At 63.6% G+C, this 24,138-nt stretch carries 26 protein-coding genes; 13 read left to right on the top strand and 13 right to left on the bottom strand.

Annotated features, from left to right (window positions below; all coding sequences use genetic code 11):
- Positions 1 to 195 precede the first annotated feature (195 nt).
- The 6 genes from GE253_RS14485 (at position 196) to fmt (ending at position 5,920) form a co-directional block, all read left to right on the top strand.
- Positions 196 to 1,437, top strand: a complete 1,242-nt coding sequence (locus GE253_RS14485; RefSeq protein ID WP_211101466.1) for a CaiB/BaiF CoA-transferase family protein — start codon at positions 196 to 198, stop codon at positions 1,435 to 1,437.
- A gap of 3 nt (positions 1,438 to 1,440) precedes the next feature.
- A complete protein-coding gene (locus tag GE253_RS14480) occupies positions 1,441 to 2,076 on the top strand; it encodes an isochorismatase family protein (RefSeq protein WP_153204827.1) in 636 nt (211 codons plus the stop codon).
- Positions 2,076 to 2,711, top strand: coding sequence for a GntR family transcriptional regulator (locus GE253_RS14475; RefSeq protein ID WP_153204826.1), 636 nt, complete (start codon positions 2,076 to 2,078; stop codon positions 2,709 to 2,711). The genes GE253_RS14480 and GE253_RS14475 overlap by 1 nt, the downstream gene beginning before the upstream one ends.
- A gap of 83 nt (positions 2,712 to 2,794) precedes the next feature.
- A complete protein-coding gene (gene rmuC, locus GE253_RS14470; protein ID WP_173012645.1) occupies positions 2,795 to 4,339 on the top strand; it encodes a DNA recombination protein RmuC in 1,545 nt (514 codons plus the stop codon).
- A gap of 103 nt (positions 4,340 to 4,442) precedes the next feature.
- The gene (def, locus tag GE253_RS14465) at positions 4,443 to 4,952 is read left to right on the top strand and encodes a peptide deformylase (protein WP_089287078.1); all 510 of its coding nucleotides are present in this window, start codon (positions 4,443 to 4,445) and stop codon (positions 4,950 to 4,952) included.
- A gap of 44 nt (positions 4,953 to 4,996) precedes the next feature.
- Entirely contained in the window at positions 4,997 to 5,920 is a 924-nt protein-coding gene (gene fmt, locus GE253_RS14460; protein ID WP_173012644.1) for a methionyl-tRNA formyltransferase, read from the top strand.
- A 6-nt stretch (positions 5,921 to 5,926) separates the two neighbouring features.
- Here the strand turns inward: fmt and GE253_RS14455 are convergent, their stop codons facing one another.
- Positions 5,927 to 6,367, bottom strand: a complete 441-nt coding sequence (locus GE253_RS14455; protein WP_153204825.1) for a thioesterase family protein — start codon at positions 6,365 to 6,367, stop codon at positions 5,927 to 5,929.
- Between the two features lie 12 nt (positions 6,368 to 6,379).
- Complete coding sequence (locus GE253_RS14450; protein ID WP_153204824.1) at positions 6,380 to 7,195, bottom strand: thioesterase family protein; 816 nt, start codon at positions 7,193 to 7,195, stop codon at positions 6,380 to 6,382.
- Positions 7,196 to 7,352: 157 nt separating this feature from the next.
- On the opposite strand from GE253_RS14450, the gene GE253_RS14445 reads away from it, so the two are divergent.
- Positions 7,353 to 8,570 (top strand): TetR family transcriptional regulator, encoded by a 1,218-nt coding sequence (locus tag GE253_RS14445; protein WP_153204823.1) that lies wholly within the window; start codon positions 7,353 to 7,355, stop codon positions 8,568 to 8,570.
- On the opposite strand, the gene GE253_RS14440 is transcribed toward GE253_RS14445, so the two are convergent.
- From GE253_RS14440 to GE253_RS14420, 5 genes are all read right to left on the bottom strand, one after another.
- Positions 8,571 to 9,185 (bottom strand): 2-hydroxychromene-2-carboxylate isomerase, encoded by a 615-nt coding sequence (locus GE253_RS14440; RefSeq protein ID WP_153204822.1) that lies wholly within the window; start codon positions 9,183 to 9,185, stop codon positions 8,571 to 8,573.
- A gap of 16 nt (positions 9,186 to 9,201) precedes the next feature.
- Positions 9,202 to 9,882, bottom strand: coding sequence for an SDR family oxidoreductase (locus GE253_RS14435; protein WP_153204821.1), 681 nt, complete (start codon positions 9,880 to 9,882; stop codon positions 9,202 to 9,204).
- A gap of 55 nt (positions 9,883 to 9,937) precedes the next feature.
- Entirely contained in the window at positions 9,938 to 10,345 is a 408-nt protein-coding gene (locus tag GE253_RS14430; RefSeq protein ID WP_211101465.1) for an MAPEG family protein, read from the bottom strand.
- Positions 10,346 to 10,383: 38 nt separating this feature from the next.
- Positions 10,384 to 11,196 carry an alpha/beta hydrolase gene (locus GE253_RS14425; protein WP_153204820.1) on the bottom strand — a complete coding sequence of 271 codons (813 nt, stop codon included), beginning with the start codon at positions 11,194 to 11,196 and terminating at the stop codon, positions 10,384 to 10,386.
- Between the two features lie 424 nt (positions 11,197 to 11,620).
- Positions 11,621 to 13,117 carry an aldehyde dehydrogenase gene (locus GE253_RS14420; RefSeq protein ID WP_153204819.1) on the bottom strand — a complete coding sequence of 499 codons (1,497 nt, stop codon included), beginning with the start codon at positions 13,115 to 13,117 and terminating at the stop codon, positions 11,621 to 11,623.
- A 214-nt stretch (positions 13,118 to 13,331) separates the two neighbouring features.
- On the opposite strand from GE253_RS14420, the gene GE253_RS14415 reads away from it, so the two are divergent.
- From GE253_RS14415 to GE253_RS14400, 4 genes are all read left to right on the top strand, one after another.
- Complete coding sequence (locus GE253_RS14415) at positions 13,332 to 13,640, top strand: hypothetical protein (protein WP_153204818.1); 309 nt, start codon at positions 13,332 to 13,334, stop codon at positions 13,638 to 13,640.
- 488 nt (positions 13,641 to 14,128) lie between these two features.
- Entirely contained in the window at positions 14,129 to 15,421 is a 1,293-nt protein-coding gene (locus GE253_RS14410; RefSeq protein WP_153204817.1) for an SLC13 family permease, read from the top strand.
- 151 nt (positions 15,422 to 15,572) lie between these two features.
- Positions 15,573 to 16,649 (top strand): NAD(P)-dependent alcohol dehydrogenase, encoded by a 1,077-nt coding sequence (locus GE253_RS14405; RefSeq protein ID WP_153204816.1) that lies wholly within the window; start codon positions 15,573 to 15,575, stop codon positions 16,647 to 16,649.
- Between the two features lie 151 nt (positions 16,650 to 16,800).
- Positions 16,801 to 18,000 carry an MFS transporter gene (locus GE253_RS14400; RefSeq protein ID WP_247878663.1) on the top strand — a complete coding sequence of 400 codons (1,200 nt, stop codon included), beginning with the start codon at positions 16,801 to 16,803 and terminating at the stop codon, positions 17,998 to 18,000.
- Positions 18,001 to 18,050: 50 nt separating this feature from the next.
- On the opposite strand, the gene GE253_RS14395 is transcribed toward GE253_RS14400, so the two are convergent.
- Positions 18,051 to 18,374: a hypothetical protein gene (locus tag GE253_RS14395; protein WP_153204814.1), complete on the bottom strand. Its 324-nt coding sequence runs from the start codon at positions 18,372 to 18,374 to the stop codon at positions 18,051 to 18,053.
- An 88-nt stretch (positions 18,375 to 18,462) separates the two neighbouring features.
- Here GE253_RS14395 and zigA point away from each other — a divergent pair, with 88 nt between their 5' ends.
- Positions 18,463 to 19,674 (top strand): zinc metallochaperone GTPase ZigA, encoded by a 1,212-nt coding sequence (gene zigA, locus GE253_RS14390; protein WP_153204813.1) that lies wholly within the window; start codon positions 18,463 to 18,465, stop codon positions 19,672 to 19,674.
- On the top strand, positions 19,671 to 20,357 hold the full coding sequence (locus GE253_RS14385; RefSeq protein ID WP_153204812.1) for a DUF1826 domain-containing protein: 687 nt from the start codon (positions 19,671 to 19,673) through the stop codon (positions 20,355 to 20,357). Before zigA ends, GE253_RS14385 begins: the two co-directional genes overlap by 4 nt.
- A 4-nt stretch (positions 20,358 to 20,361) precedes the next feature.
- Here the strand turns inward: GE253_RS14385 and GE253_RS14380 are convergent, their stop codons facing one another.
- The 5 genes from GE253_RS14380 to GE253_RS14360 all read right to left on the bottom strand — a co-directional run bounded on the left by GE253_RS14380 (position 20,362) and on the right by GE253_RS14360 (position 24,136).
- On the bottom strand, positions 20,362 to 20,718 hold the full coding sequence (locus tag GE253_RS14380) for a hypothetical protein (protein WP_153204811.1): 357 nt from the start codon (positions 20,716 to 20,718) through the stop codon (positions 20,362 to 20,364).
- Positions 20,699 to 21,220, bottom strand: coding sequence for a DUF3299 domain-containing protein (locus tag GE253_RS14375; protein WP_153204810.1), 522 nt, complete (start codon positions 21,218 to 21,220; stop codon positions 20,699 to 20,701). The genes GE253_RS14380 and GE253_RS14375 overlap by 20 nt, the downstream gene beginning before the upstream one ends.
- A 15-nt stretch (positions 21,221 to 21,235) precedes the next feature.
- Complete coding sequence (locus GE253_RS14370) at positions 21,236 to 22,525, bottom strand: ABC transporter permease (RefSeq protein WP_153204809.1); 1,290 nt, start codon at positions 22,523 to 22,525, stop codon at positions 21,236 to 21,238.
- Entirely contained in the window at positions 22,522 to 23,184 is a 663-nt protein-coding gene (locus GE253_RS14365) for an ATP-binding cassette domain-containing protein (RefSeq protein ID WP_089287164.1), read from the bottom strand. Before GE253_RS14365 ends, GE253_RS14370 begins: the two co-directional genes overlap by 4 nt.
- A 334-nt stretch (positions 23,185 to 23,518) precedes the next feature.
- Positions 23,519 to 24,136: a HupE/UreJ family protein gene (locus GE253_RS14360; protein WP_153204808.1), complete on the bottom strand. Its 618-nt coding sequence runs from the start codon at positions 24,134 to 24,136 to the stop codon at positions 23,519 to 23,521.
- Between the last annotated feature and the right edge of the window lie 2 nt (positions 24,137 to 24,138).

The following is a 24,138-nucleotide window of genomic DNA, read 5'->3' as shown; positions in this document are numbered from 1 at the left end:
AAACACGGGGGTGATAGGCTGACAAGCGGAAAACCGTGATGATTTCATCCGCGACCACTCCACGGTCAGAAAGCGGCATATTCCTTGTATATTAGCCATGTTCTGTGCATTCTCCCGCGTGACGGTCGGTTTTCGCTGCCAGATGCGCCCACCGACCCCATCGTGTTTATGTATACATTTAATGAGGAGAGCACCGTGTCCGAGAAGGCCACTGAAACCCTGGGTGAAGGTCAGGTTGCCACCCGTCAGGGTCCGCTGACGGATCTGCGCGTGATCGAGATGGGACAGCTGCTGGCCGGCCCCTTCTGCGGTCAGTTGCTGGCCGATTTCGGCGCGGAAGTGATCAAGCTGGAACAGCCGGGTGTGGGCGATCCGATGCGCGAATGGGGCCGGGAAAAGCCCCATGGCAAGTCGCTCTGGTGGCCGGTGGTGGCCCGCAACAAGAAGTCGGTCACGCTGAACCTGCGCGAAAAGGCCGCCCAGGATATCGTGCGCGATCTGGTGGCCAAGTCCGACATCCTGATCGAGAATTTCCGTCCCGGCACCATGGAACGCTGGGGCCTGGGCTATGATGTTCTGTCCAAGATCAACCCGAAGCTGGTGATGGTGCGTGTCACCGGCTTTGGCCAGACCGGCCCCTATTCCAGCCAGGCCGGCTATGGCTCGATCGGGGAGGCCATGGGCGGCCTGCGTTATGTAGTGGGTGATCCGTCCACCGCCCCGTCGCGCATGGGCATTTCCATCGGCGACAGTCTGGCCGCCACCTATGCCGCCCTGGGTGCCTTGATGGCCATCCATGCGCGCGAACGCACCGGTCGTGGCCAGGTGGTGGACAGCGCCATTTATGAAGCCGTGCTGGCGATGATGGAAAGCCTGATCACCGAATATGATCAGACCGGCTATATCCGTGAACGCACCGGCCCGATTCTGCCCAATGTGGCACCGTCCAACGTCTATCCGGCCAGCGATGATCAGATGATCCTGATCGCCGCCAACCAGGATACCGTTTTCAAGCGTCTGGCAGAGGCGATGGGCCAGCCGGAACTGGCGACCAACCCGCGCTATGCCACCCACTCCGCTCGTGGTGCCGTGCAGCAGGAACTGGACGATCTGATCGCCGACTGGACCCGCACGGTGGACAGCACCACCCTGCTGGATCTGATGGAAAAGCATGGCGTGCCGGCCGGGCGCATCTATCGCACCCCGGAAATGCTGGTCGACCCGCATTTCCAGGCGCGCCAGAACATCATCAAGGTGGCCCACCCGATCTTCGGCAAGCTGGCGATGCAGAATGTTGCCCCGCGCCTGTCGGACACGCCGGGTGGCGTGGTCCATGCCGGTCCGGAACTGGGCCAGCATACGGAAGAGATCCTGTCCGGCGTTCTGGGCCTCAATGGCGAGAAGCTGGCCAGCCTGAAAGCCGCAGGGATCATCTGAGCCATGGCGAAAGATCTGAATGCCGATTACGCGCAGGCCGGTTTCGGCAACCGGCTGGGTTGGGGCAAGCGCCCTGCCCTGCTTATCATTGATTTCGTCAAAGCCTATCTCGACCCGGCCTGTCCGCTTTATGCGGGGGTGGAGAAGACGCGCGACGGGGCGGAAGCCCTGTTGCGCGCAGCCCGCGCCGCCGGCATCCCGGTGATCCACACCAATGTCGCCTATACGCCCGGCGGCGTGGATGGCGGGGTGTTTTTCCGCAAGGTGAAGGCGCTGACCTGTTTTGAGCGCGACAAGCACCCGCAATGGGCCGCCTTCGCCGACGGGCTGGAGCCGTTGCCATCCGAACCGGTGGTGACCAAGCAATATGCCAGCGCCTTTTTCGGCACCTCGCTGGCCGCCACCTTCACCGCCATGGGTGTGGATACCGTGCTGATCGCCGGGCTTTCCACCTCGGGCTGTGTGCGGGCCTCGGCCCTGGATGCCTGCCAGAACGGGTTCATCCCCCTGGTGGTGCGGGAGGCCGTGGGCGACCGCGACCCGCGCATCCAGGAAGCCAACCTGTTCGACCTGAACGCCAAATATGCCGACGTAATTGCGTTGGAAGAGGCGATCGACCATCTGGCAGGTAACGTGTGATGAGTGCGACGGCCAGGGCCTATCAGGCCGTCCGGGGGCTGATCCTGGATGGCACGCTTCCACCGGGCAGCCGGTTGAAAGAAGAGGAACTGGCCGAGCGGATCGGCGTCAGTCGCACGCCGATCCGCGAAGCCCTGCGCCGTCTGGTGGCCGAAGGTTTGGCTGCCAAACCGGACAGCGGGGCCGGCGTGCTGGTACCGGACTGGTCTTACCGGGAGTTGGAGGAACAGTTCCGTCTGCGCGGTCTGATGGAGGCCCATGCCGTCACCCTGGCCGCATCCCGCATCAGCGATGAAGAGATTGAGCGGCTGCAAGCCCTGGCCGATGCCATGGAAACCTGCGTGGCCCATAAGGGGGATGATTACCTGACCCTGAATGGGGAGTTCCACCACACCATCCTGTCAGCCGCCGGCAGCCGGCTGCTGGCAGCATTGATGCCGCATCTGGTGGAGGTGCCGGTGATCAACCGCACCTTCCATGCCTATGATCAGGCAGCCTTGGAACGCAGCAATCGGCACCATCGGGAACTGGTGGCGGCCCTGCGGCTGCGCGACGCCGATTGGGCGGCGTCTGTCATGCGCTCCCACATCGCCAATGCCTGGCACAGTTGGTCCAGCGGGATGACAGAACCGTAATTTTGTTCATATTCTGTTCCCACTTTGCCCGGTTGTGGTTATGATGGTGCTGACCAGCACCTTGACAACCGGAACCTTCCCCCTTGCCTGCCAGCCTCTCCCTTGATCCATTTTCCCTGCTCCTTGGCGCCTTGTTGGCGGCCAGCCTTGTCGCCCTCTGGCTGCGCCAGGGATCGGCCCGGCGGCTGGCCGGTTTGCGGGCAGAGGTGGCAGGCCTGCGGGCCGAACGCGACCATATGGGCCGGCATCTGGGGGAGCTTCGCCATGAGTTGGCGGAGCGGGACCGGTTATTGACCGATCTGCGCCGGCAGTGGATGGGCGAACAGGCGGCACGGGCGGCCGCCGAAGCGGTGGCCGAACGCGTGCCGCTGCTGGAAGAGCGGTTGGCTGAGGCCCAGGATGAACAGGCCCATCTGCAGGCTGCCTTGGCCGAGACCCGGACGGAGCTGGAGCAGGAACGGCGCGGCAATGCGGAGAAACTGGCCCTGCTGGATCAGGCCCAGGCCCGGCTGGGGGATGCCTTCAAGGCCCTGTCAGCAGAAGCACTTTCCGCCAATAACCGCGATTTCCTGACGCTGGCCCAGGCGCAGCTGGAAAAATTCCAGGAATCGGCACGCGGCGACCTGGATAAGCGCAATGCCGCTATCGACGCCCTGGTCACCCCCATCCGCGACCATCTGACCAAGTTTGGGGAGGCGGTGCAGGGCATCGAACAGGCGCGTGTCGGCGCCTATGTGGAGTTAAAGACCCAGATCGCCCATCTGATGGAAGGCCAGGGCCAGTTGCGGGCGGAAACCGGCAATCTGGTAAAGGCCCTGCGCAGCCCGGTGACCCGCGGCCGCTGGGGTGAAATCCAGCTCCGCCGCGTGGTGGAAATGGCCGGGATGCTGGACCATTGCGATTTCTTCGAACAGACCAGCACCCAGACCAGCGACGGGGTGCGGCTGCGGCCGGACCTGATCGTCCGCCTGCCCGGCGGCAAAAGCATTGTCGTGGATGCCAAGGCCCCGCTGGAAGCCTATCTGGATGCCACACAGGAGGGAGATGACCGGGCGAAGATCGTGCATCTGGCCCGCCACGCACGGCATATCCGCGACCATATGAAGGGGCTGGGGGAAAAGCGCTATTGGGCGCAGTTCGATCCAGCACCGGAATTTGTCGTGCTGTTCCTGCCGGGGGAGAATTTCTTCTCTGCCGCCCTGGAACAAGACCCCGGCCTGATTGAGGCCGGAATCGACCAGTCGGTGATCCCCGCCACCCCCACCACCCTGATCGCCCTGCTGCGCGCCGTCTCCTATGGCTGGCGGCAGGAGGCGCTGACCCGCAATGCCCAGACCATCAGCCAGTTGGGACGGGAGCTTTATGAGCGGCTGGCGGTGATGGCCGATCATATGGGTCGTGTCGGCAAGGGGCTGGGCGGGGCGGTGAACAGCTATAATGCCGCCGTGGCCTCGCTGGAATCGCGGGTGCTGGTGACGGCGCGGCGCTTCAAGGATTTGCGTGCCGCCCCCGATGGGGCCAGCTTGGCCGAACTGGCCCCGCTAGACCATGCACCACGCCAGCCCATGGCCCTGGCCGAACCCATGCCGGAAAATGATGTGCTGCCAGCCCCGCTGGCGGGGGAGTAGACCCGCACCCATGGCGCTTGACGCCAAAGGGCTTGGGGCCTATCTGCCCACAATGTAATAATGCCATCTGCGTTCCACCCCCGCCCGCCGGACCGAAGAAGAAATGTCTCTGCTGCCCATCCTCACCATCCCCGACACCCGCCTGAAGGCCAAGTGCAAGCCGCTGGACAATGTGGACGGTCGTGTCGCCGACCTGATGGATAATATGCTGGAGACCATGTACAAGGCGCCCGGTATCGGTCTGGCTGCCCCGCAGGTGGGTATTCTGGAACGGCTCATCGTGGTCGATGTCACCGACCACAAGAACGAAAAGCCGAACCCGCTGGCCATGGTCAACCCGGAACTGATCTGGACCTCGGATGAGCTGGCAGTGACGCAGGAAGGTTGCCTCTCCATCCCGGAAATCTATGCCGATGTGACCCGCCCCGCCCAGGTCCGCGTGCGCTATGTCGACCGCGCCGGGGAGGTGCGGGAGATGGATGCCGATGGCCTGCTGGCCACCTGTATCCAGCATGAGATTGATCACCTGAACGGTGTGCTGTTCATCGATCACCTCTCTTCGCTGAAGCGTAATATGGTGCTGCGCAAGTATAACAAGGCAAAGCGCGGCTGATCCGCGCTGGCCGCTTCTTTCCCGTTTTGCCTGGATATTCCGCCATGTCGCTGCGCCTCGCCTTCATGGGCACGCCGGATTTTTCGGTTGGCATCCTGGATGCGCTGGTGCAGGCCGGCCATCAGGTGGTCTGTGTCTATAGCCAGCCCCCCCGCCCCGCCGGACGTGGTCAGCAGTTGCAGGCATCGCCGGTGCATCGCCGGGCAGAGGCGTTGGGCATCCCTGTGCGCACGCCGAAAAGCCTGCGCAATGCCGATGCACAGCGCGAATTCGCTGAACTGGGGTTGGATGCGGCCATTGTCGCCGCCTATGGGCTGATCCTGCCGCAGGTGGTGCTGGATGCGCCGCGCCTGGGTTGCATCAATGTTCATGCCAGCCTGCTGCCGCGCTGGCGGGGGGCCGCCCCTATCCACCGGGCCCTGCTGGCTGGCGATGCCGAAACCGGCGTGACAATCATGCAGATGGATGCCGGGCTGGATACCGGCGCCATGCTGTTGAAGGACAGCATCGCCATTGGCCCGCGCATGATTGTATCCGAATTGCATGATGCGCTGGCCGCCATGGGTGCCCGGCTGATGGTGGAAGCCCTGCCCGGCATTGCCGATGGCAGCCTGAAACCGGAACCCCAGCCGGCAGAGGGCGTGACCTATGCCGCCAAGCTGGTGAAGGATGAAGGCCGGCTGGACCTGACCCGCCCCGCCGTTGAACTGGATCGGCAAATCCGCGGCCTGAACCCCTGGCCCGGCTGCTGGATCGACTTGCCCAACGGGGAAAAGCTGAAGGTGCTGTCCGCCGAGCCTGTGGCCGGCAAGGCAGCAGCCGGCACCCTGCTGGACAGCACCGGCACGCTGGCCTGTGGCGAAGGGGCGTTGCGCCTGTTGCGCGTACAACGCCCCGGTCGCGGCCCGGTGGATGCCGCCGCCTTCCTCAACGGTTTTCCGCACAAGGTCGGCGAACAGCTTGTTTAAGCTGGTTTATTCACCGACCAGCAATTTTTCCAATGCCGCGCGGAAACCTGCCGGCAGCGGCGTCGGTCGCCGGTTCTCCCGATCCACATAGACATGGATGAAATGGCCGGCGGCGGCGGCCTCCTCCACCCCCTGCCGGAAAATCCCCACCTCGTACCGCACGGAGCTGTTGCCCAGCTTGGTCACAGCGATGCCGATATCCAGCTGATCAGGAAAGGCAACGGGGGTGAAGTAACGGCAGCCGGTTTCCACCACCAGCCCGATCACCGCGCCCCCATGAATATCCAGCACCCCGGCGCGGATGAGATATTCATTCACCGCCGTATCGAAATAGGAATAGTAGGTCACGTTATTGACGTGACCATAGACATCATTATCCATCCAGCGCGTGCCCAGCGGCGTGAAATGCCGGTAATGCGCGCGAGTGGGCGTGGGTTCACGGGCCATGTCTGCTTCCCCTTAAAAGAACAGCGCCACATGCTGCATACCGGCGGCCACCGGTAAACCATCGCGGTTCCAGATGCCCATCTGCTGGCTGCTGTTGCCATCGACGGCATTCTGCAGGGTGGAGCGCAACAGCCACCAGCCATCTGTGGTCACAGGCGGATGCTGCATGAAATTGATCGTCCAGTTGGCGGAACTGGTCGGCCCCGGCCGGCGGGCCAGCGGCATGGCGGCCGGGGGCAGCGCATCGGCCAGCGCCAGCAGGCCGACAGAGGGATCGATATCCCGCCCATCGCGCAGGCGGACCCAGAAGGCAAAATCGCTGCGCGGCGTGCCGTCGCTAGCCTGCCAGAAAATCGCCGGCTGGTAATCGAAATTCTCCGTGAAGGCCGGGCGTTGTTCCACCGGGAATTCCAACGGCTTCGCCCCCGGTGGCGGAACATCCGGTATCGGATGCCGGGTGACATCCACGCTGGAGGATTGGGCAGCCATGAACAGGAAGATCGCCCGCAGGCCCAGCCCATTCTCCCCCATCACATCGGCCTGGATATAGGCGCTGGAGCGTCCGCGTCGCAGCAATGTCGCCGATACCTGCACCTTGCCGCCCAACGGCCCGATAAAGGCGATTTGGGCAGAGCGCAAGGGGGGCAGGTCTGCTGTGATCCGTCGGGCCGCCTCCAGCGCCAGCGCCGCAGACAGGCCGCCATAGGCGGTGCGCCCCTGCGACCAACTGCTGGGGATCGCCACAGAAAAACTTGCCCCCTCCCACACTGCGGATTCCAGCAGGGCAGCCAGGGAAAGGGCCGCCACCTCCCCATTTTTGTCAACCATCGATATTTAATTCCGGGTTGTTTGATACTGAAAATTCTGCCTAGTCACTTGACTATTGGCAAACAAAATAATCTGGCCATACTGGTTTTACAAAAATCATCTTGCACCTGTACGTGGCCCCATGACGACACCAAGATGACATGCTAGCTTCATATCCATGTCTGATCTGACCGCCGCCAGCCGCCAGCGCAACAAGCGCGACCTGATCATCGCTGCCGCTTCCGCCTTGATCTATGATCAGGGGATTCGCGGCATGACGTTGGGGGAGGTGGCCGCCCTTGTCGGGCTCAGCACCACCAGCGTGACCTATTATTTCAAACGCAAAGATCAACTGGCCGAAGCCTGTTTTGAGGACACGCTGGAACGGTTCCGGACCCTGGTGGCCGGTGCCGGCCGGCATGGTGGCGGGCACCGTGCCCGGATCGCTGCACTGGTGGACGGTTTCTTTGCCTCTTACCGCGCCATCCGGCAGGGGAACGAACCGGCGGTGGCGCGCATCTCCGACATGCGCGCCATGGAGGATCCGCGGCGCGAGCGTCTGTTGAACCTTTATCACGATAGTTACCGCACCGTGCGCGACCTGTTCGGTGATAACAGCCAGCAGGCCACCCGTTGGGCCAACACGGCGCGCACCCATGTGCTGCTGGAAACACTCTTCTGGGTGCAGGCTTGGCTGCCGTTGCATATGCCGGAGGAACATGACCGGGTGCGGCACCGCCTACTGGACCTGTTCGCCCAGGGGTTGGCACCAGAAGGCGCGGCATGGTCGCCAATGATCCTGTCCCTGCCAGCGCTGGAGGAAGATGGCAGCAAGCGGGATTTTCTGGCCGCCGCCACCCGGCTGATCAATGCGCGGGGCTATCGCGGGGCCTCGGTTGACCGGATCGTGGCGGAATTGAATGTGACCAAGGGCAGCTTCTATCACCATCTGGATGCCAAGGATGATCTGGTCTATGCCTGTTTCCAGCGCAGCTTTGCGGTGGTGAAACAGGCACAGGACATGGCCATCGCCCTGCCCCGCGTCAGCCAGCGCGACCGGCTGGCCACCGCCGTCTCCACCCTGCTGGACCTGCAATTTGACAGCCGCCGCGCCCCCCTGTTGCGCAGTGTGGCGCTGCAGGCGCTGCCGAATGAGCTGCGCGATGAGGTAATCAAGCAATCCAACCGGCTGGCCCGGCGTTTTGCCGGCATGGTGATTGACGGCATCATCGAAGGGTCGATCCGCCCGGTTGATCCGCTGGTTGCCTCACAGTCCATCATGGCGATGGTCAACGCCGCCTATGAGCTGGCGCCCTGGGCGGCGAAGCAACCGCCGGGACAGGCGGTCACCACCTATGCCGCCACCCTGTTTGACGGGCTGTTCGGCCGAGGCTGATCACCAGCCGCCGGCACGCAGCCACTCCGCCATCTGGTCCAGCCGGTCCGCCCCCCAGAAGGGCTCGCCATCAACCATGAAGAAGGGGGCGCCGAAGACACCGCGCGCAATGGCTGCCTCCGTCTCGGCTCGCAACTTCTCCTTGATGGCAGCATCAGCAATACCTAGCTCGAATGCATCACGGTCAATGCCCATGCCGGCGGCAACATCCAGCACATTTTCCGGCAGCGCCATATCCCGCCCCTCCGCCCAATGCGCATTGAAAATGGCGCGGGCGAAGGCTGGCGGCAAATGCCCGTCACCGCCCTGCCCCTCCAGCCAATAGAAGCCGCGCGATGCGGCGAGTGAGGCAAAGGGCATGGGCAAGGGATGGGCAACGGCAATGCCCCAGCGGCGGGCACAGCGCGGCACATCATGGCGCAGATAATCGCCCTGCAGCGGTTTCATCAGATTGGGCTGGCCCGCCGTCACCTTGAACACAGCCCCCAGCAGAATGGGCCGCCAGCGGACGGCCCGGCCCAGATCGGCGGCCACGGCATCCACCCGGCAGGCCGCCAGATAGGCATAGGGGGAGGCAAAATCGAAAAAAAACTCAATCGGTGTCTTGTCCATCATCCGGTCTCCCATCCGTTCACCAGGGAATGCGGCGCCCGTCAAAGGCAATGAAGCTGCCATTATCGGCGGGTCCGGCGGTGGCGATCACCCGCCGCAGCCCGGCCACACTGTCCCCCACCGGCACCGGTGCCTTCGGTCCGCCCATATCGGTCTGTACCCAACCGGGATGCAGGGCCAGCAGGATGATCCCCTGATCGGCCAGATCGGCCGCCAGGCTGCGGATACCCATATTCACCGCCGCCTTGGCGGCGCGATAGGCATAAAGGCCGCCGGATACATTCTCAGCCAGCGATGCCAGTTGGCTGGACAGCGTCGCCACCTTGGCCCCCGGCCGCAGATTGTCCTTCAGGGCAAGGGTCAGCAGGATGGGTGCCAATGCATTGGTCTGCATGGTTTCCAGCCAGCCGGCCACATCAATCTCATCCTTGGACTGACGGGCCGGGTCCGGCCCCATGGTGCCTGCATTATGGATCAGCAGATCAATGGCACGACCCCGCATCGCGGCGGCGAAGGCGGCGATGGACTCCGCCGCATTCACCGCGAGGGGCCGGACCTCCACACCGGGTAACCCGGCCAGATCGCCGGATTTGGTCAGATCCCGACAGGTGGCCACCACTTGCCAGCCGTCGACGACATATTGGCGGGCCAGTTCCAGCCCGATCCCGCGGTTGGCCCCGGTGATGACGACAAGCGGCATGGCGCTTCCTCCCCCGATATCCAGATCCCGACATTGTGGCCGGCAGTCGCGCGGATCAAGCCGCCAGCAAGTGATAAACCGCCGCAATGATCAACAGGACAGAGGCGGCCACCATGGGAATCCAGGTCAGCAGAATTCCCCACATCCGCCCGAAACTGCGCCCCTCCGGCCGGGTGGAGATGCCATAGGCGTGCAGCACCCGGCCCAGTACCAGGGCAATGCCCAGCCCATGCAGCAGATAGAGGGAATGATGCGTCAGTTCCAGCAAGGTCAGCAGGATCAGCGTCAGCGGCACATATTCAACGAAATTGCCCTGGGCACGGATGGCCCCGATCAGGGCGGGCACGCCGCCATCGCCGACCGACACATTGTGCCGCATCCGCTGGCGCGAGACCAGAAAGCTGAGCACCAGCAGCACAATCCCCAACAGGCCAGCATAAAGTGGCGTCACCATGAACGGCATCAGACATTTTCCCTGATTTGTTGTTTATCAAAAACAGCTTAGCCCAGATTGGCGTGCCGGTCGATGGCACCCTGCCCGTCAAAGGCGAAACCGATGAGCAGATCGGCCACCGCGCGATCCGCCAACAGCCGACGATGCCCCAACCCCTCTACCAGATGCCGCCGCATCCCCGGCCAGAAGGCTGCCAGATGCAACGCATCAGCCACAGGGGCCACCCGGTCATCACTGCTATGGATCAGCAGGCCGGGCATGGCCCCCGCCGGCGGATGCAAGGTCAGCCCATGCAGCGGCCGCCCCAAGGCCTGATCAATGCGCCGCTCCATCGCGGCCTGTTCCGCCTCTGTCAGGGCGAGAACCTGGGCAATCTGTTGCACTGGCCAGCGCACATCCGCCATCGGGGCCAGCAGGGCGGCGCGGCCGGGCTGAAAGCCATCAGCCATGGCGGCAACCATGGCGCTGGCCCCCAGCCCGTGGCCGATAGCCAGATCAACAGGTGCCCCCAACGCCTTGGCCACGGCCAAAACAGCGGCGGCCATGGCCAGCACATGGCAGACATCGCCGCCACTGCGCCCATGGGCCGGCGCGTCGAAGGCAACCACCCGCGCGCCAGCCTCCGTCAGGGCAGAGATCAGCAGCATCATATCCTGTATCTGCCCCTCCCAATCATGGGCCAGCAGGACCAGGGGGGCAGCCTGCCGTTCCGCCCCCCAGAAGCGCGCATTGAGATGCGGCGCAAAGCCCGGTACGGCCAGTACCATCCCACCCGCTGGTTCCGGCAGGGCCGGCGGGGCGACATGCCGTTCAGGCACCAGATAAAGATCTGCCGCCCGCTCCGCCCGCGTGGGCGGCATCAGCCAATCCGGCAGATGGGGCAGCGCCGACCACAAATTAAACCGATCGTTCGTGCTTTTTTCTGAGTAAGAAAAATCATGGGTCACGATACCCCCCATTTTGAAACAGCTAAGCGTAAATTTAATTTTTGCCGAATATTACATCCGGCGTCAAGGGCCTGTTGAGCAAGCCGAAAAGTCCTCGTCAGCCTCAGTTATACCATCGGTCAAAATTCTCGACCGATGGTACGGGGTCGACTGCCGCCGCACCGCCCGTGCGGCAGTCGATCGAGCCCACGGATGTGGGCGCTGGCGATTGAGTGGCTTGAAAGAGTGACCGCCGGTCACTCTTTCAAGCCACTGATATTATACCGATCCCGAGGGGGGCCTCCACACCAACAAGCTGTGTTGAGCACCGGGGGCAACCATGATCATTGGTATAATCTTATGACAGGTCAATCCACACACTTTTCAGGTCAGTATATTTTTCCAGCGCGTGCAGGCTGCGGTCGCGGCCGAATCCGGATTGTTTGAAGCCACCAAACGGCGTGGTGATATCCCCGCCATCATAGCAGTTGATCCAAACGCTGCCAGCCCGGATGGCACGGGCAGCCTTCATGGCGGTGGACAGGTCACGCGTCCACACCGCCGCCGCCAGACCATAGATCGTGTCATTGGCGATGCGGAACGCTTCCTCCACGCTGGAAAAACTGATGGTGGAGAGCACGGGGCCAAAAATCTCCTCCCGCGCGATGGTCATCTGGTTGGTGACGCCATCAAACAGGGTGGGTTCGATATAGAACCCGCCCGTTTCCGTGCGCGCCGCACCGCCGCCCAGTCGCAGGGACGCCCCTTCGGCCATGCCTTTGGCGATATAATCCAGCACGCGGGCGTGCTGGCGGTCATCCACCATGGCGCCCATCGTGCTTTTCGGGTCCAGCGGATCACCGGGGGTCCAGCGGGCGGCATAGTGGGTGACCCGCTCCAGAAACTCATCCTTGATGCTCTCATGCACCAGCAGGCGGGAACCGGCGGTGCAGACCTCCCCCTGATTGAAAAAGATGCCGCCCACGGCTTCGCGCGCCGCGCGGTCCAGGTCCGGCGCGTCGGGCAGAATGATGTGGGGGCTTTTGCCGCCGCATTCCAGCGACACGCGCTTCAGGTTGCTTTCCCCGGAATAGCGCATGAAATATTTGCCAACCTCGGTGGAACCGGTGAAGGCCAGCATATCCACATCCATATGCCGGCCGATGGCCTGCCCCGCCGTCTCCCCGAAACCGGGCACCACATTCAGCACGCCCGCCGGCAAGCCCGCCTGCACCGCCAGTTCGGCCAGGAACAGGGCCGTCAGCGGCGATTGTTCGGCCGGTTTCAGCACCACGGAATTGCCGGTGGCCAGTGCCGGGGCCAGCTTCCACACCGCCATCATCAGCGGGAAGTTCCACGGCACCACCACGCCGATGACGCCCAGCGGTTCCCGCAGGATCAGCGACATGGCATCGCCGCCGCTGGGGCCGACCTGATCATAAATCTTGTCGATGGCTTCTGCGTAATATTCGACACAGCGGATAGACAGGGGAATGTCGATCTTGCGGCTGTCGGAAATGGGCTTGCCCATATCCAGCGTTTCCAACAGGGCCAGCTCGTCGGCATTCTCCTCCATCAACCGGGCCAGTTTCAGCAGTACCGTGCGGCGCTGGCGGGGATGGGCATCGCGCCAGACACCGGATTCGAAGGCCTTGCGGGCGGCGGCCACCGCCGCATCCACATCGGCCGCATCACATTCGGCTACCTGCGTCAGCACCGAGCCATCACGCGGGGTGATGCAATCGAAACGCCTGCCGCTGAGCGCATCGACAAAGCGGCCGCCGATGAAGGCTTGGTTGCGGAATTGCAGCCGGGCGGCGCGTTCCTGCCAGGTGCAGGCATTTGTGCTGTCCATGGTCGCTTCCCCTTTGCGGGCCTCTGCGGCCCCTCTGATCGGCCCCCAGGGTGCCCGCTTCGGATCAGGGCGGCAAGGGGGCAGGCGGGGGATGAATGGCAGAGTATCGCGCCGCCCGCGCAAACTGTGGCCCGGATGCAGGGGGCGGTCGGAAAGGATAAAGGTGGGGTGTCGGAATGGCGTCCCTGCCCTTTGATAAAACCGGAGAGAAATCATGACCCAGACCCAGCCCCTGTCGCCCAACCTGTCCGCTCTGCGCGATGCCATTTTTGCCGATCCGGCACTGGTGGACCGCCTGTCCGCCATCAAGGAAAAGGACGCGCTCGCCAGCGAACTGCTGGGTGTGGCCGCCGCCAAGGGCATCAGTGTGGATGCCGCCGCCCTAGGCGACAGCCTGGAAGCGGAACTGGCAAAGCTGGCCGATGCCGAATTGTCGGATGATGAGCTGGAAGCCGTCGCCGCCGGCTTCATCAATTACAACAAGGTGCTCAAAGATCCGAAGAATGCCAAAGGCTTCTTCTAATATACAGGCCCGAAAGGAGCGGCCATCAACCATTGTCGCCATGACATATCATTCCAGGGGGCATGGTTCACGCCCCCTGGAGGGCGAGTTTTAGAGCCGGGTGCGTTTAACCGGAAACGCACCCGGCTCTAACTCCTTGTTCAGCGAGCGGATTCACGCTCCAGTGGCGGGGGTAAAGCGTGAAGATCAAAAATCATGTCCTATGGCTCCCGCTATAGCCAAACGCTGGCAGAACCCCGCATCCCATCAAAAATAACCTGTTGATTTTCTTAAAATTACCCAAGGATTCCTTTCACACCTGGGCATCTGACGGAGCGCAGGCATGGGGCGGGGGAGCATGACCGGCAGGACCAGCGTGATATGTCCACCGCCCAGCGACAGGTTGAGATCGTCCAGATCAGGCTGACGCATCACATTCCGTGTTCTTTTGCGAGAGAATACATTCGATAATTCAGATAATTTGCCTGGGAACGAAGGATGGAAGGCCCATGCAAACCGTGCTGCTGCTCCCCACCGCCCTGGTCACCGTGACGGTCGCGCTATGGGCGACGGCGCGTCTGCCGGAATATCTGACCGCCCTTCTGTTCTTCGCCGGGGCCACCATCCTGGCCGTGGCCCCGCCGGGGGTGATTTTTTCCGGCTTCGCCTCTGCCGCCTTCTGGCTGATTCTAAGCGGCTTCGTGCTGGGCGCGGCCATCCGCAAGGTGGGGCTGGCGGATCGGGCGGCCCGCTGGCTTTCCCGGCACCTGACCGGTTCATGGTTACGCATGGTAGCGGGCGTGGTGGGCATGACCTATGCGCTGGCCTTCGTCATGCCGTCCAATATGGGGCGGATTGCCCTGTTGATGCCGATCATCATGGCCATGGCCGACCGGGCCGGTTTGCGGCCAGGCAGCGCCGGGCGGGCGGGGCTGGCCCTGGCGGTGGGGTTCGGCACCTTTCAGCTTTCCGCCAGCATCCTGCCCGCCAATGTGCCCAATCTGGTGATGGCGGGTACGGCAGAGGCAACATATGGCGTGCATCTGGCCTATCTGCCTTATCTGCTGCTACATGGGCCGGTGCTGGGCATCCTGAAGGGGCTGTTGCTGATCGCCTGCATCCGCCACCTGTTCCCGGCCATGCCGCAGCCAATAGCGGATGATCAGGCATCGTCCCCGCTCAGCCCGGCGGAACGACGCCTGGGCCTGTTGCTACTGGTGACATTGGCCTTATGGATGACCGACACGCTGCACGGGATCTCGCCCGCCTGGATCGGTCTGGCATCGGCTTGTCTGTGTCTCTTGCCCCGGATCGGCTTTCTCAGCGGGGAGGATTTTGCCAGCGGCGTCAATTTCCGCACCTGCCTTTACATTGCCGGCATTCTGGGTTTGGCGGCCGTCGTCAGCCATACCGGGCTGGGCGCCCTGATCGGCAATGGGTTGGTGCGCCTGCTGCCGCTGGATGAAGGCGCACCGGCCGGCAATTTCGCCGCCGTCGCCGGGCTGGTCGGAGCCTTGAATTTTGCCGTCACGGCCAATGGTGTGCCTGCCATCTTCACCCCCTTGGCCAGCCAGTTGGCGGGGGCCACCGGCTTTTCCCTGATGGGCCTGTTGATGATCCAGGTCATTGGCTATGCCACGCCGTTACTACCCTATCAGGCATCCCCCATCGCGGTGGCGATGGGGATGGCACAGGTGACGGCCCGGCAGGGGATCAAGCTCTGTCTGGCCGTGGCCCTGGGCACCTATCTGATCCTGCTGCCGCTGGATTACCTCTGGTTCAGCCTGCTGGGCTGGTTGTAAAGAACCGGGACAGGTGGATGGCATCTGCAACACAGAACAGACGTTGCGTTCTCCGCTTGTTTCCAAATCGGCTTCTTCCTTGATCAAGGTCAAGGCCCGGCCCTGCCCATGATGGCATTGTCACGCATCACAATAAGGAAGGAAGCGTGCCATGCCAGCGAAAATGAAGGCAGCCATTTTTGTTGAACCCGGCCGTATCGTGCTGGAGGACAAGCCGATCCCCGATGTCGGGCCATTGGATGCGTTGATCCGCATTACCACCACCACCATCTGCGGCACCGACGTCCATATCCTGAAGGGCGAATATCCGGTCGCCCGTGGCCTGACCATCGGGCATGAGCCGGTGGGCATCATCGAGAAGCTGGGTTCTGCCGTCACCGGGTACCAGGAGGGACAGCGGGTCGTGGCCGGTGCCATCACCCCCAGCGGCCATTCCTATGCCTGCCTCTGCGGGTGCCATTCCCAGGATGGGGCCGGCACCCGCCATGGCTTCAAACCGATGGGCGGCTGGCGCTTTGGCAACACGATTGATGGCACCCAGGCGGAATATGTGCTGGTGCCGGATGCCATGGTCAATCTCAGCCCGGTGCCCGATCATTTGAGCGATGAACAGGTGCTGATGTGCCCGGACATCATGTCGACTGGCTTTTCCGGCGCTGAAAGTGCCGGTATCCGCATCGGTGACACCGTGGCGGTGTTCGCCTTGGGCCCCATCGGGCTTTGCGCCGTGGCCGGGGCCAAGCTGATGGGGGCCACCCGAATCATCGGTGTCGATACGGTGCCGGAACGGTTGGCCATTGCCCGTAAACTGGGCGCCGATGAGGTGGTCGATTTCCGGGCAGGCGATCCGGTTGAACAGATCATGGCCCTGACGGACGGGCGCGGGGTGGATGCCGCCATCGAGGCGCTGGGCACCCAGGGCACGTTCGAGGCCGGGCTGCGCGTCATCCGTCCTGGTGGTACCTTGTCCAGCCTGGGCGTCTATTCCACCGACCTGCGCATTCCGCTCAGCGCCTTTTCCGCCGGCCTGGGAGATAATCGCATTGTCACCAGCCTGTGCCCCGGCGGCAAGGAACGGATGCGCCGGTTGATGGGGGTAATCGCCTCAGGCCGGGCCGATCTTTCGGCCCTGGTGACCCACCGCTTCAAGCTGGATGATATCGAAGCCGCTTATGATCTGTTCTCCCACCAGCGCGATGGGGTGCTGAAGGTCGCCATCACGCCCTGACCTGTGGCGCCAAGCCGGCCAGCAAGAATGAGTTTTTCTCAGGTTTGTTGGCCGGTCTTGGCCTTTGTCTGCCCGTTACCGTCATCCTATGCTGAGCCTGACAGCAGAATGGAGGGGCAAGGTGCAGACAGGGACAAGGCGGGACGGGACATTGTTTCTCCTTATCCTGGCGGGGGCGCTTGTCATCAGCGCCGCCTTGGGGTCGCGTCAGACCTTTGGGCTGTTCCTGGCCCCGATCTCTCAGGAACATGCCGTCCCTCTCACCCTGGTCGCCTTCGCGGTGGCGCTGCATAACCTGACCTGGGGTTTTTCCCAACCTTTTGCCGGTGCCTTCGCCGACCGGTTCGGTGCCGCACCGGTGATTGCTGTTGGTGCGCTGGCACTTGCCCTGGGGTTGGGCATGACGGCCCTGTTCTCCGGCGCCCTGCCCCTGATCCTGGGCATGGGCTTGCTGGTGGGGTTCGGCATCAGTTGCACCAGCTTTGGTGTGGTGATGACGGCTGTGGGCAAGCGCGCCCTGCCCGAACAGCGCAGCATGGCCATGGGGATCGTCAGTGCCGGTGGTTCGTTGGGGCAGGTATTGATGGTGCCCCTGGCACAATCGGTTCAGGCCGGTTGGGGGATGCAGGCCGGTCTGCTGGCCCTGGTGGCGGTGGTGCTGGCGGTGGCCCCGCTGGGGCTGTTGCTGGATGGACGCCGCCGGGCGGAAGCTGCCGTCGAGAATATCGACGCGACACCGGTGCTGCCGATGCGGCAAGCGCTTTTGTCTGCCTGGAATCATCCGGGATACCGCCTGTTGACACTGGGCTTCTTCACCTGTGGTTTTCAGCTTGCCTTCATCGGCACCCACCTGCCCGGCTATCTGCAGCTCTGCCATATGCCGGCCGGGCTCAGCGCCACGGCCCTGGCGCTGATTGGTCTGTTCAACATGGCGGGAAGCTGGATTTGCGGCTGGCTGGGCGGTCATTTCCGCCAGCATCACGTGCTGGGCTGGCTTTATCTGCTGCGCGGGGCTGCTATTGCCCTTTTCGTGGCGCTGCCCAAGACGGAATGGTCAGTGATGCTCTTTGCCGCCATCATGGGCATGGCCTGGTTGGGGACAGTGCCACTGACCAGCGGGCTGATCGCCCGTTTCTTCGGGGTCCGCCATCTGGGCACCCTGTTCGGCATCTGTTTCATGAGCCATCAGGTCGGCTCTTTCATCGGGGTGTGGGCTGGGGGTGTTGTGTTCGACCTGACCGGCTCCTACGACCTGATCTGGGTCGCCACCGCCCTGTCGGGTATCATGGCGGCAGCCCTGCATTTTCCCATCAAGGACAGGCCGGCAGCCGTCGCTGTACAGCCCGCCTGAAAATAACCCACCATTGCCATGCCTTTGATCGGGAATCGTGACCCTTGGCTTTATCCCCTGCAAGGGTCCGTCCGGGGCAGTTGGGCGGCCCGCTGCAACGCCCGGCCGGTGATGAAATCCCGCAAGGCGCGGGGGATGCGGTCCCGGCTGGACCACCGTAGCGCCGTGCGGCTGGTGCTGAGCCATTCCAGCGCCACCTCCCGCCCATTTTCATAACGGTGCTGATCCATCTCCGTCATCACATCCAGCCGGCGATAATCCAGCGGCAAACCGCGCATCACCTCGGTAAAACCCTCATGAAAAGCGCGGTGGGCCACGACCACGCGGGCCACCCGCCAGTTGCGCGCGCCATGAATATTGTCGTTGGGTGCCATCAGTCGATCCACTGGAGAGATATTGCGTGCATAAGATACGTTACGTTATAACATAGACAAGATATTTTGCTTTGATCTGGATACCCCCATGGACACGCGCCTGCCCGTCACCGTGCTTTCCGGCTTTCTCGGCGCCGGTAAAACCAGTCTGCTGAATCATGTTCTCAATAACCGCGAGGGTTTGCGCGTCGCCGTCATCGTCAATGACATGGGCGAGGTGAATATCGACGCCGATCTGGTGCGCGATGGCGGCAACCTCTCCCACACGCAGGAAAAGCTGGTGGAGATGAGCAATGGCTGCATCTGCTGCACCCTGCGCGATGATCTGCTGCTGGAGGTTCGGCGGCTGGCGGCGGAACGGCGGTTCGATTATCTGCTGATTGAAAGCACGGGCATTTCCGAACCGCTGCCGGTCGCCGCCACCTTTGATTTCCGCGACGAGGCGGGGGACAGCCTGGCCGATGTGGCGCGGCTGGATACGATGGTGACGGTGGTCGATGCGGTGAACCTGCTGCGCGACTATGCCTCCACCGATTTTCTGCGCGACCGGGGCCAGTCGCTGGGGGAGGAGGATGGCCGCGCCCTGGTCAACCTGCTGGTTGATCAGATTGAGTTTGCCGACGTGATCGTGCTGAACAAGATCGACACGGCCACCCCCGAACAATTGGACCTTGCCCGCAAGATCATTCGCGCCCTGAACCCGGATGCCGTATTGCTGGAAACATCACGCGGGCGGGTACCCCTTCCCCATATCCTCAATTCAGGTCGTTTCGATTACGAAAAGGCCCAGGAACATCCGCTCTGGTTCAAGGAACTGTACGGGTTCCGGGAGCATCAGCCGGAAACGCTGGAATATGGCATTTCCAGCTTTGTCTATCGTGCCCGCCGCCCCTTCCACCCGCAGAAATTTTTCAATTTCGTTCAGCGGGAATGGGCCGGCGTGTTGCGTTCCAAGGGTCATTTCTGGTTGGCAACAAGGCCGGAATGGGTGGGCGAACTGGGACAGGCCGGTGCCCTGGTTCAGCATGAAGCGATGGGCTTCTGGTGGGCATCGGTGCCGAAGGAACGCTGGCCGGACGATCCGCACTATCGCCGTTCCATCACCCGCAACTGGCATCCGGTCTATGGTGACCGGCGGCAGGAGATTGTCTTCATCGGCACCGGCATGGATGAAGCGGATATCCGCCGCCAGTTGGATGCCTGCCTGATCGGGGATGAAGGGGCAACCGAACTGGATCTGGCCACCTGGCGCAAGCTGCCGGACCCGTTCCCGCGCTGGAAGCGGACGGGGGAGGCATGATGGCGCTGTCGCTTCCCCTGCCTACCGCCGCCGCTGGCGCCCTTGCCCATGGCGGCGGCGTGGTGCGCGGCGCTGATCCGGCGGTGCTGGCCTGCGTGCACCATGCCGATACGGCCCTGACCCTGTGGGAACGACCGATGCCTGACCTGATGCGCTGCCTTGCCGCCCTGCCGGCCAGCCGGCTGCCCAGCGGGCGGGTGCTGGTGCGGCGGGAAGATGCGCCCGCCGCCCTGACCCGGCTGCTGGGCGAAAGCCCGCTCGGCGATGCGCCGCTGACCCAGGCCCTGTTGGCGGACATGCTGAACCTGACGCAGCGTTTCGCCGCCATTGCCCAGACCGACCGGGTGGATATCAGGCTGGACAAGCTGGCGCATAATGCCTGCTGGAAATTCCACCGCGACCATGTGCGCCTGCGCCTGCTGGCGACATATCGCGGCCCGCAGACCCAGATCGTGCCGCCCAGCCACAGTGCCTGGGCCATGACGGCGCAGCGCGCCTATCGGGGTCCGCTGGAAGAGCTGGCACCGGGCACGGTGGCCCTGTTCAAGGGCGCCTGTGCGGCGGATGATTGCGGCATCGTCCACCGCTCTCCCCCCATCGCCGGCACCGGGATCACCCGGCTGCTATTCTGCCTGAACCTGCCGTCAGAAGCCTCACCGCCACCATGGGAAGAAGCGCGGTGAGGCGTCAATGACAGTAAAAGGTGCCGTCCGGGTTGGGGTGGCAGCATTGTAGCCCGGCGCTCTGCGTCGCCATACGGGCGCGGTAGAGTTCCATGGCGCGCTGGCGCAACTCCCCCGGCTTGGTCTGCGGGTTGGCAGCAGCGGCGGCGGCCGCTTCCTCCGCCTTTTTGGCAGCGGCTTCCGCCTCCTGCACCCGTCTGGCGGCGGCCTCCAGGTCGGGCATCCCGCAATCCATATTCTCATACATCTTGCCGCAGCCCATTTCCTGCGCTGCCACCGGCAGCGCCGTGCCAGCCGCCAGAGCCAGGATCAGGGCGGCACCGGCCAGCAGGGACAAACGGTCAGGACGTGGGCACGACACGGGCATTCTCCAGATGGTAATAGATGCCATTCTCATCCTCTGCCGACAGGCGCAGGGTGCCTTCCAGCTTGATCTGCTCCAGGGTGGCCGGCACCGCATCGGTGGCATCCACCTGGATCAGATCAGCCGGGCCCGGCGGCGGGCAGAAGGGACAAGACGGCGCCAACGACGATAACAAGAATTTGCGGCTTTTGTCCGCCGTATCCAGCGGCAGGAAGAATCCTGCCACGGTGAAGGGCTTGCCATCCAGGGCCGCCACCTCCTTGCCGAACAGGGCGACAGGGCGGGAGACCTGTTTGATGATCTTATCCACCTCCCGCACATTGGCGATGCGGTCCCAACCCAGCGTGGCGCGGGGGATGGCCCCCGGCTGGTTGGCATCATTCACCTTAGCGGCCAGATTGGGGTCTTTCACCTCTTTGAAGGCGGATGCCGTGCCGGCAGCGGCCAGCATCAACAACCCGCCCAGGGCCAACCCCGCCCAACGCTTGCATCCAGCCATAACCCGCACACTCCCTCAGCGTTGCGCCAACATGCGCGCCACATCCCCGCGATAGGCCCGGATCGCCGGCAGCAAGGCCGCCAGCAGCGCCGTGCCCAGCGCCAAAGCCAGCGGCCAGAGATCCACCAGCCCCATCGACGGCACAGCCAGCCCCAGGTCACGCGCCTGGGCGGAGAAGCGGCCCATCAGCACCATCCCCAGATGGGCAAGACCGAAGCCCAGTAAAGCCCCTGCCCCGCCGACCAGCAACGCCTCTGTCAATATCTGACCCAGGATGCGCGACCGGGTGGCCCCCAGCGTGCGCATGATCGCCAGATCATATCGGCGTTCCTGCAACGAATTGGCAAGGGCGATGAAGGTGCCAAGGGCGGCCGCCAGCACCAGCACGCCACCGAACAGCTTCATCGTATCCACCCCGATCCCCAGCAGGGAGCGCAGCCGCAGCATCTCTGTCGCCGGGCTGGCCGCCTGCATGTCGGTGCCGGTATTGATCTCCCTCGGCAGACGGGCGGCGGCCAGCGGCGTGGCATAGCGCACCAGCAGGGCCGTCACCTCCCGGTGCGGCTCGTGGCCTGCCTCTTCCTTTGTGTCGCGGTCATGATCCGCACCGGCCATGGCATGGTCGTGATCATGGTCATGGTCGCCATCTGCATCCTCGTCATGATCATCGCCATCATGGTGATGGTGGTGATGTTCATGCACGGCCCACACACTGGCCACCGGGGTCAGCACCAGCCGGTCCAGCACGCTGCCGGTGGAGGCCAGGATGCCCACCACCTTGTAAGGCGCGAAGGAATGCGCCTCCCCACCGGCCGTCAGGCCGTGGCTGCCAGCAAAGCTGTCGCCGATTTTCAGGCCGGCTGTGGCCGCCGCTGTAGCCCCCAGCACGGCTTCCATCGGCTGGGCAAAGAGCTGGCCCTGGGCCAGCTTGCCGCCATAATGGTTGATATAGGCGGGTTCCGTGCCGACGATGCGATAGCCCTGGTAATTATCGCCCAGCGCCACCGGCACCACTTCCCGCACCAGCCGGTTGGCACGCAGAGTGTCCAGCGCTGACAGGGGCACATTGCCCGTCGGCGTATCGATATGCAGCAGGGCGGACATCACCAATTGCAGCGGGCTGCCCTTGGCCCCCACCACCATGTCGAAACCGGCGACATCGCGGGCCAGCCGATCCTCGATCCGCCGGTCCAGCATCAACAGAAAGCTGATGGTGGCCACGCCGAGGGCCAGCAGCAGCAGGTTCAACAGGCTGGTCAGCGCCCGCTGGCGCAGATAGGCCAGGCTGAGGGTGAGCATGTTCATGCTGCCATCCCTTCCGGCTTGGTCAGGCGCAGGGCCACCGGCACCCGCGCCGTCAACCGCTGGTCATGCGTGGCGATCAGCAAGGTGGCACCGCTCAGATCGGCCTGCTGCAACAGCAGGTCCAGGGCGGCGGCGCAATTCTCATCATCCAGCGCGCTGGTCGGTTCATCCGCCAGCAGCAGGGCCGGACGGTTGACCAGGGCGCGGGCCACCGCCACCCGCTGGCGTTCCCCCTGCGACAGGTCGGACGGACGGGCCTTGGCCCGGTCGCCCAGCCCGACGCGGGAGAGCAGTTCCTTGATCACCGCCTCATCCACCGCATGACCGGCCAGGGTCTGGGCCAGCCGCAGATTATCAGCGATGGAAACCGCCTCGATCAAATGGAGTTGCTGGAAAACGATGCCGATATGGTGGGCCCGCAACCGGTCCAGCCCCGCGGGGCCCAACTGGCGCATATCCTGGCCCAGCAGCTTGAAGCTGCCCGCCATCACCGGCAACAGCCCCGCCAGCAGGTTCAGCAGTGTGGTCTTGCCGCTGCCGCTGGGGCCCAGCAGCAGGCCATGCTGCCCCTTGGCCAGATGCAGCGCCGGAACAGACAGGATATCCCGCCCGCCAATGGAATGGCGCAGATTGTCAATTTCGATCAGGGCATCGGCCATGGCCACCGCTCTCCCGCCTTGCCGTGGGTAAACTCACTTCGATTTATATATTATAACATAACAAAACAATGCGACAGAAAAGGCCGGGGTCCAGAGGCCACAGGCGCTTCGCTCTACAAAACTGGCCCCCGGCCTGCGCCCATAGCCGCTAAGTTAACCTCTCGCACCGAAGTGCTTTCCCCGCGAAAGCGGGGATCCAGGGGCCACGGGAACTACACATCGGTGCAGGCGGCCCCTGGCCCCCCGCTTTCGCGGGGGAGGCGGGGAAGGTGCGAAGCCCAATCTTAGCGCTATGGGCCTGCGCCGGAGTGACGGTAAATGTAGATCAGGCTTCTCAAACCTGCGTCGCCAGCACCGCCAGCCCGACCAGGGCCACCAAACCGCCCGCCAAACGCGGGAACAGGCCGGCGATCCAGGCGCGGTTGCGCAGGGCCAGCGCCGCACCCACGGCAATGACGGACTGGATGACCGCCAGACCCAGCAGATATGACGCAATCGGCGTCGCCTCCGCACCATAGATCGACTCGCCATAGGCATAGCCATGGAACAGGCCGGCAAAGGCGAATAGGGCGGCCCAGAATGCGACCGGCAGCTTACGCCCGCTGGCAATCACACTGCCGGCCGTCAGCACCGACAGCGCCACCAGCAGTTCGGATGCCGGCAGGTTGACACCCGCCACATGCAGCCCCACCCCGATGCAGGAAACCGCAACAAACAGCACCGGCAGCAGCAGCGGCAGGCCGGCGGCGGCCACGGCCAGACCGGCGGCCAGGGTGAAGGCCAGATGGTCCAGCCCAATCACCGGATGGCCCAGGCCAGACAGCAGCCCCTGCATGAAGGTGGCCGGCAGCTTGCCATCCATCATGTGATGGGCATGGGCCGGCAGCGTGGCGATCAGGCTGGCCGTCAGGGCGACACCGCAGCCAGCGGCGCGGCGGAATTGAAACGACATAC

This window comes from Niveispirillum sp. SYP-B3756, from assembly GCF_009495745.1.
Classification (GTDB): Bacteria; Pseudomonadota; Alphaproteobacteria; order Azospirillales; family Azospirillaceae; genus Niveispirillum.
Note: the sequence above shows the minus strand (reverse complement) of the source record. Positions and strands in the feature narration are given on the sequence as shown.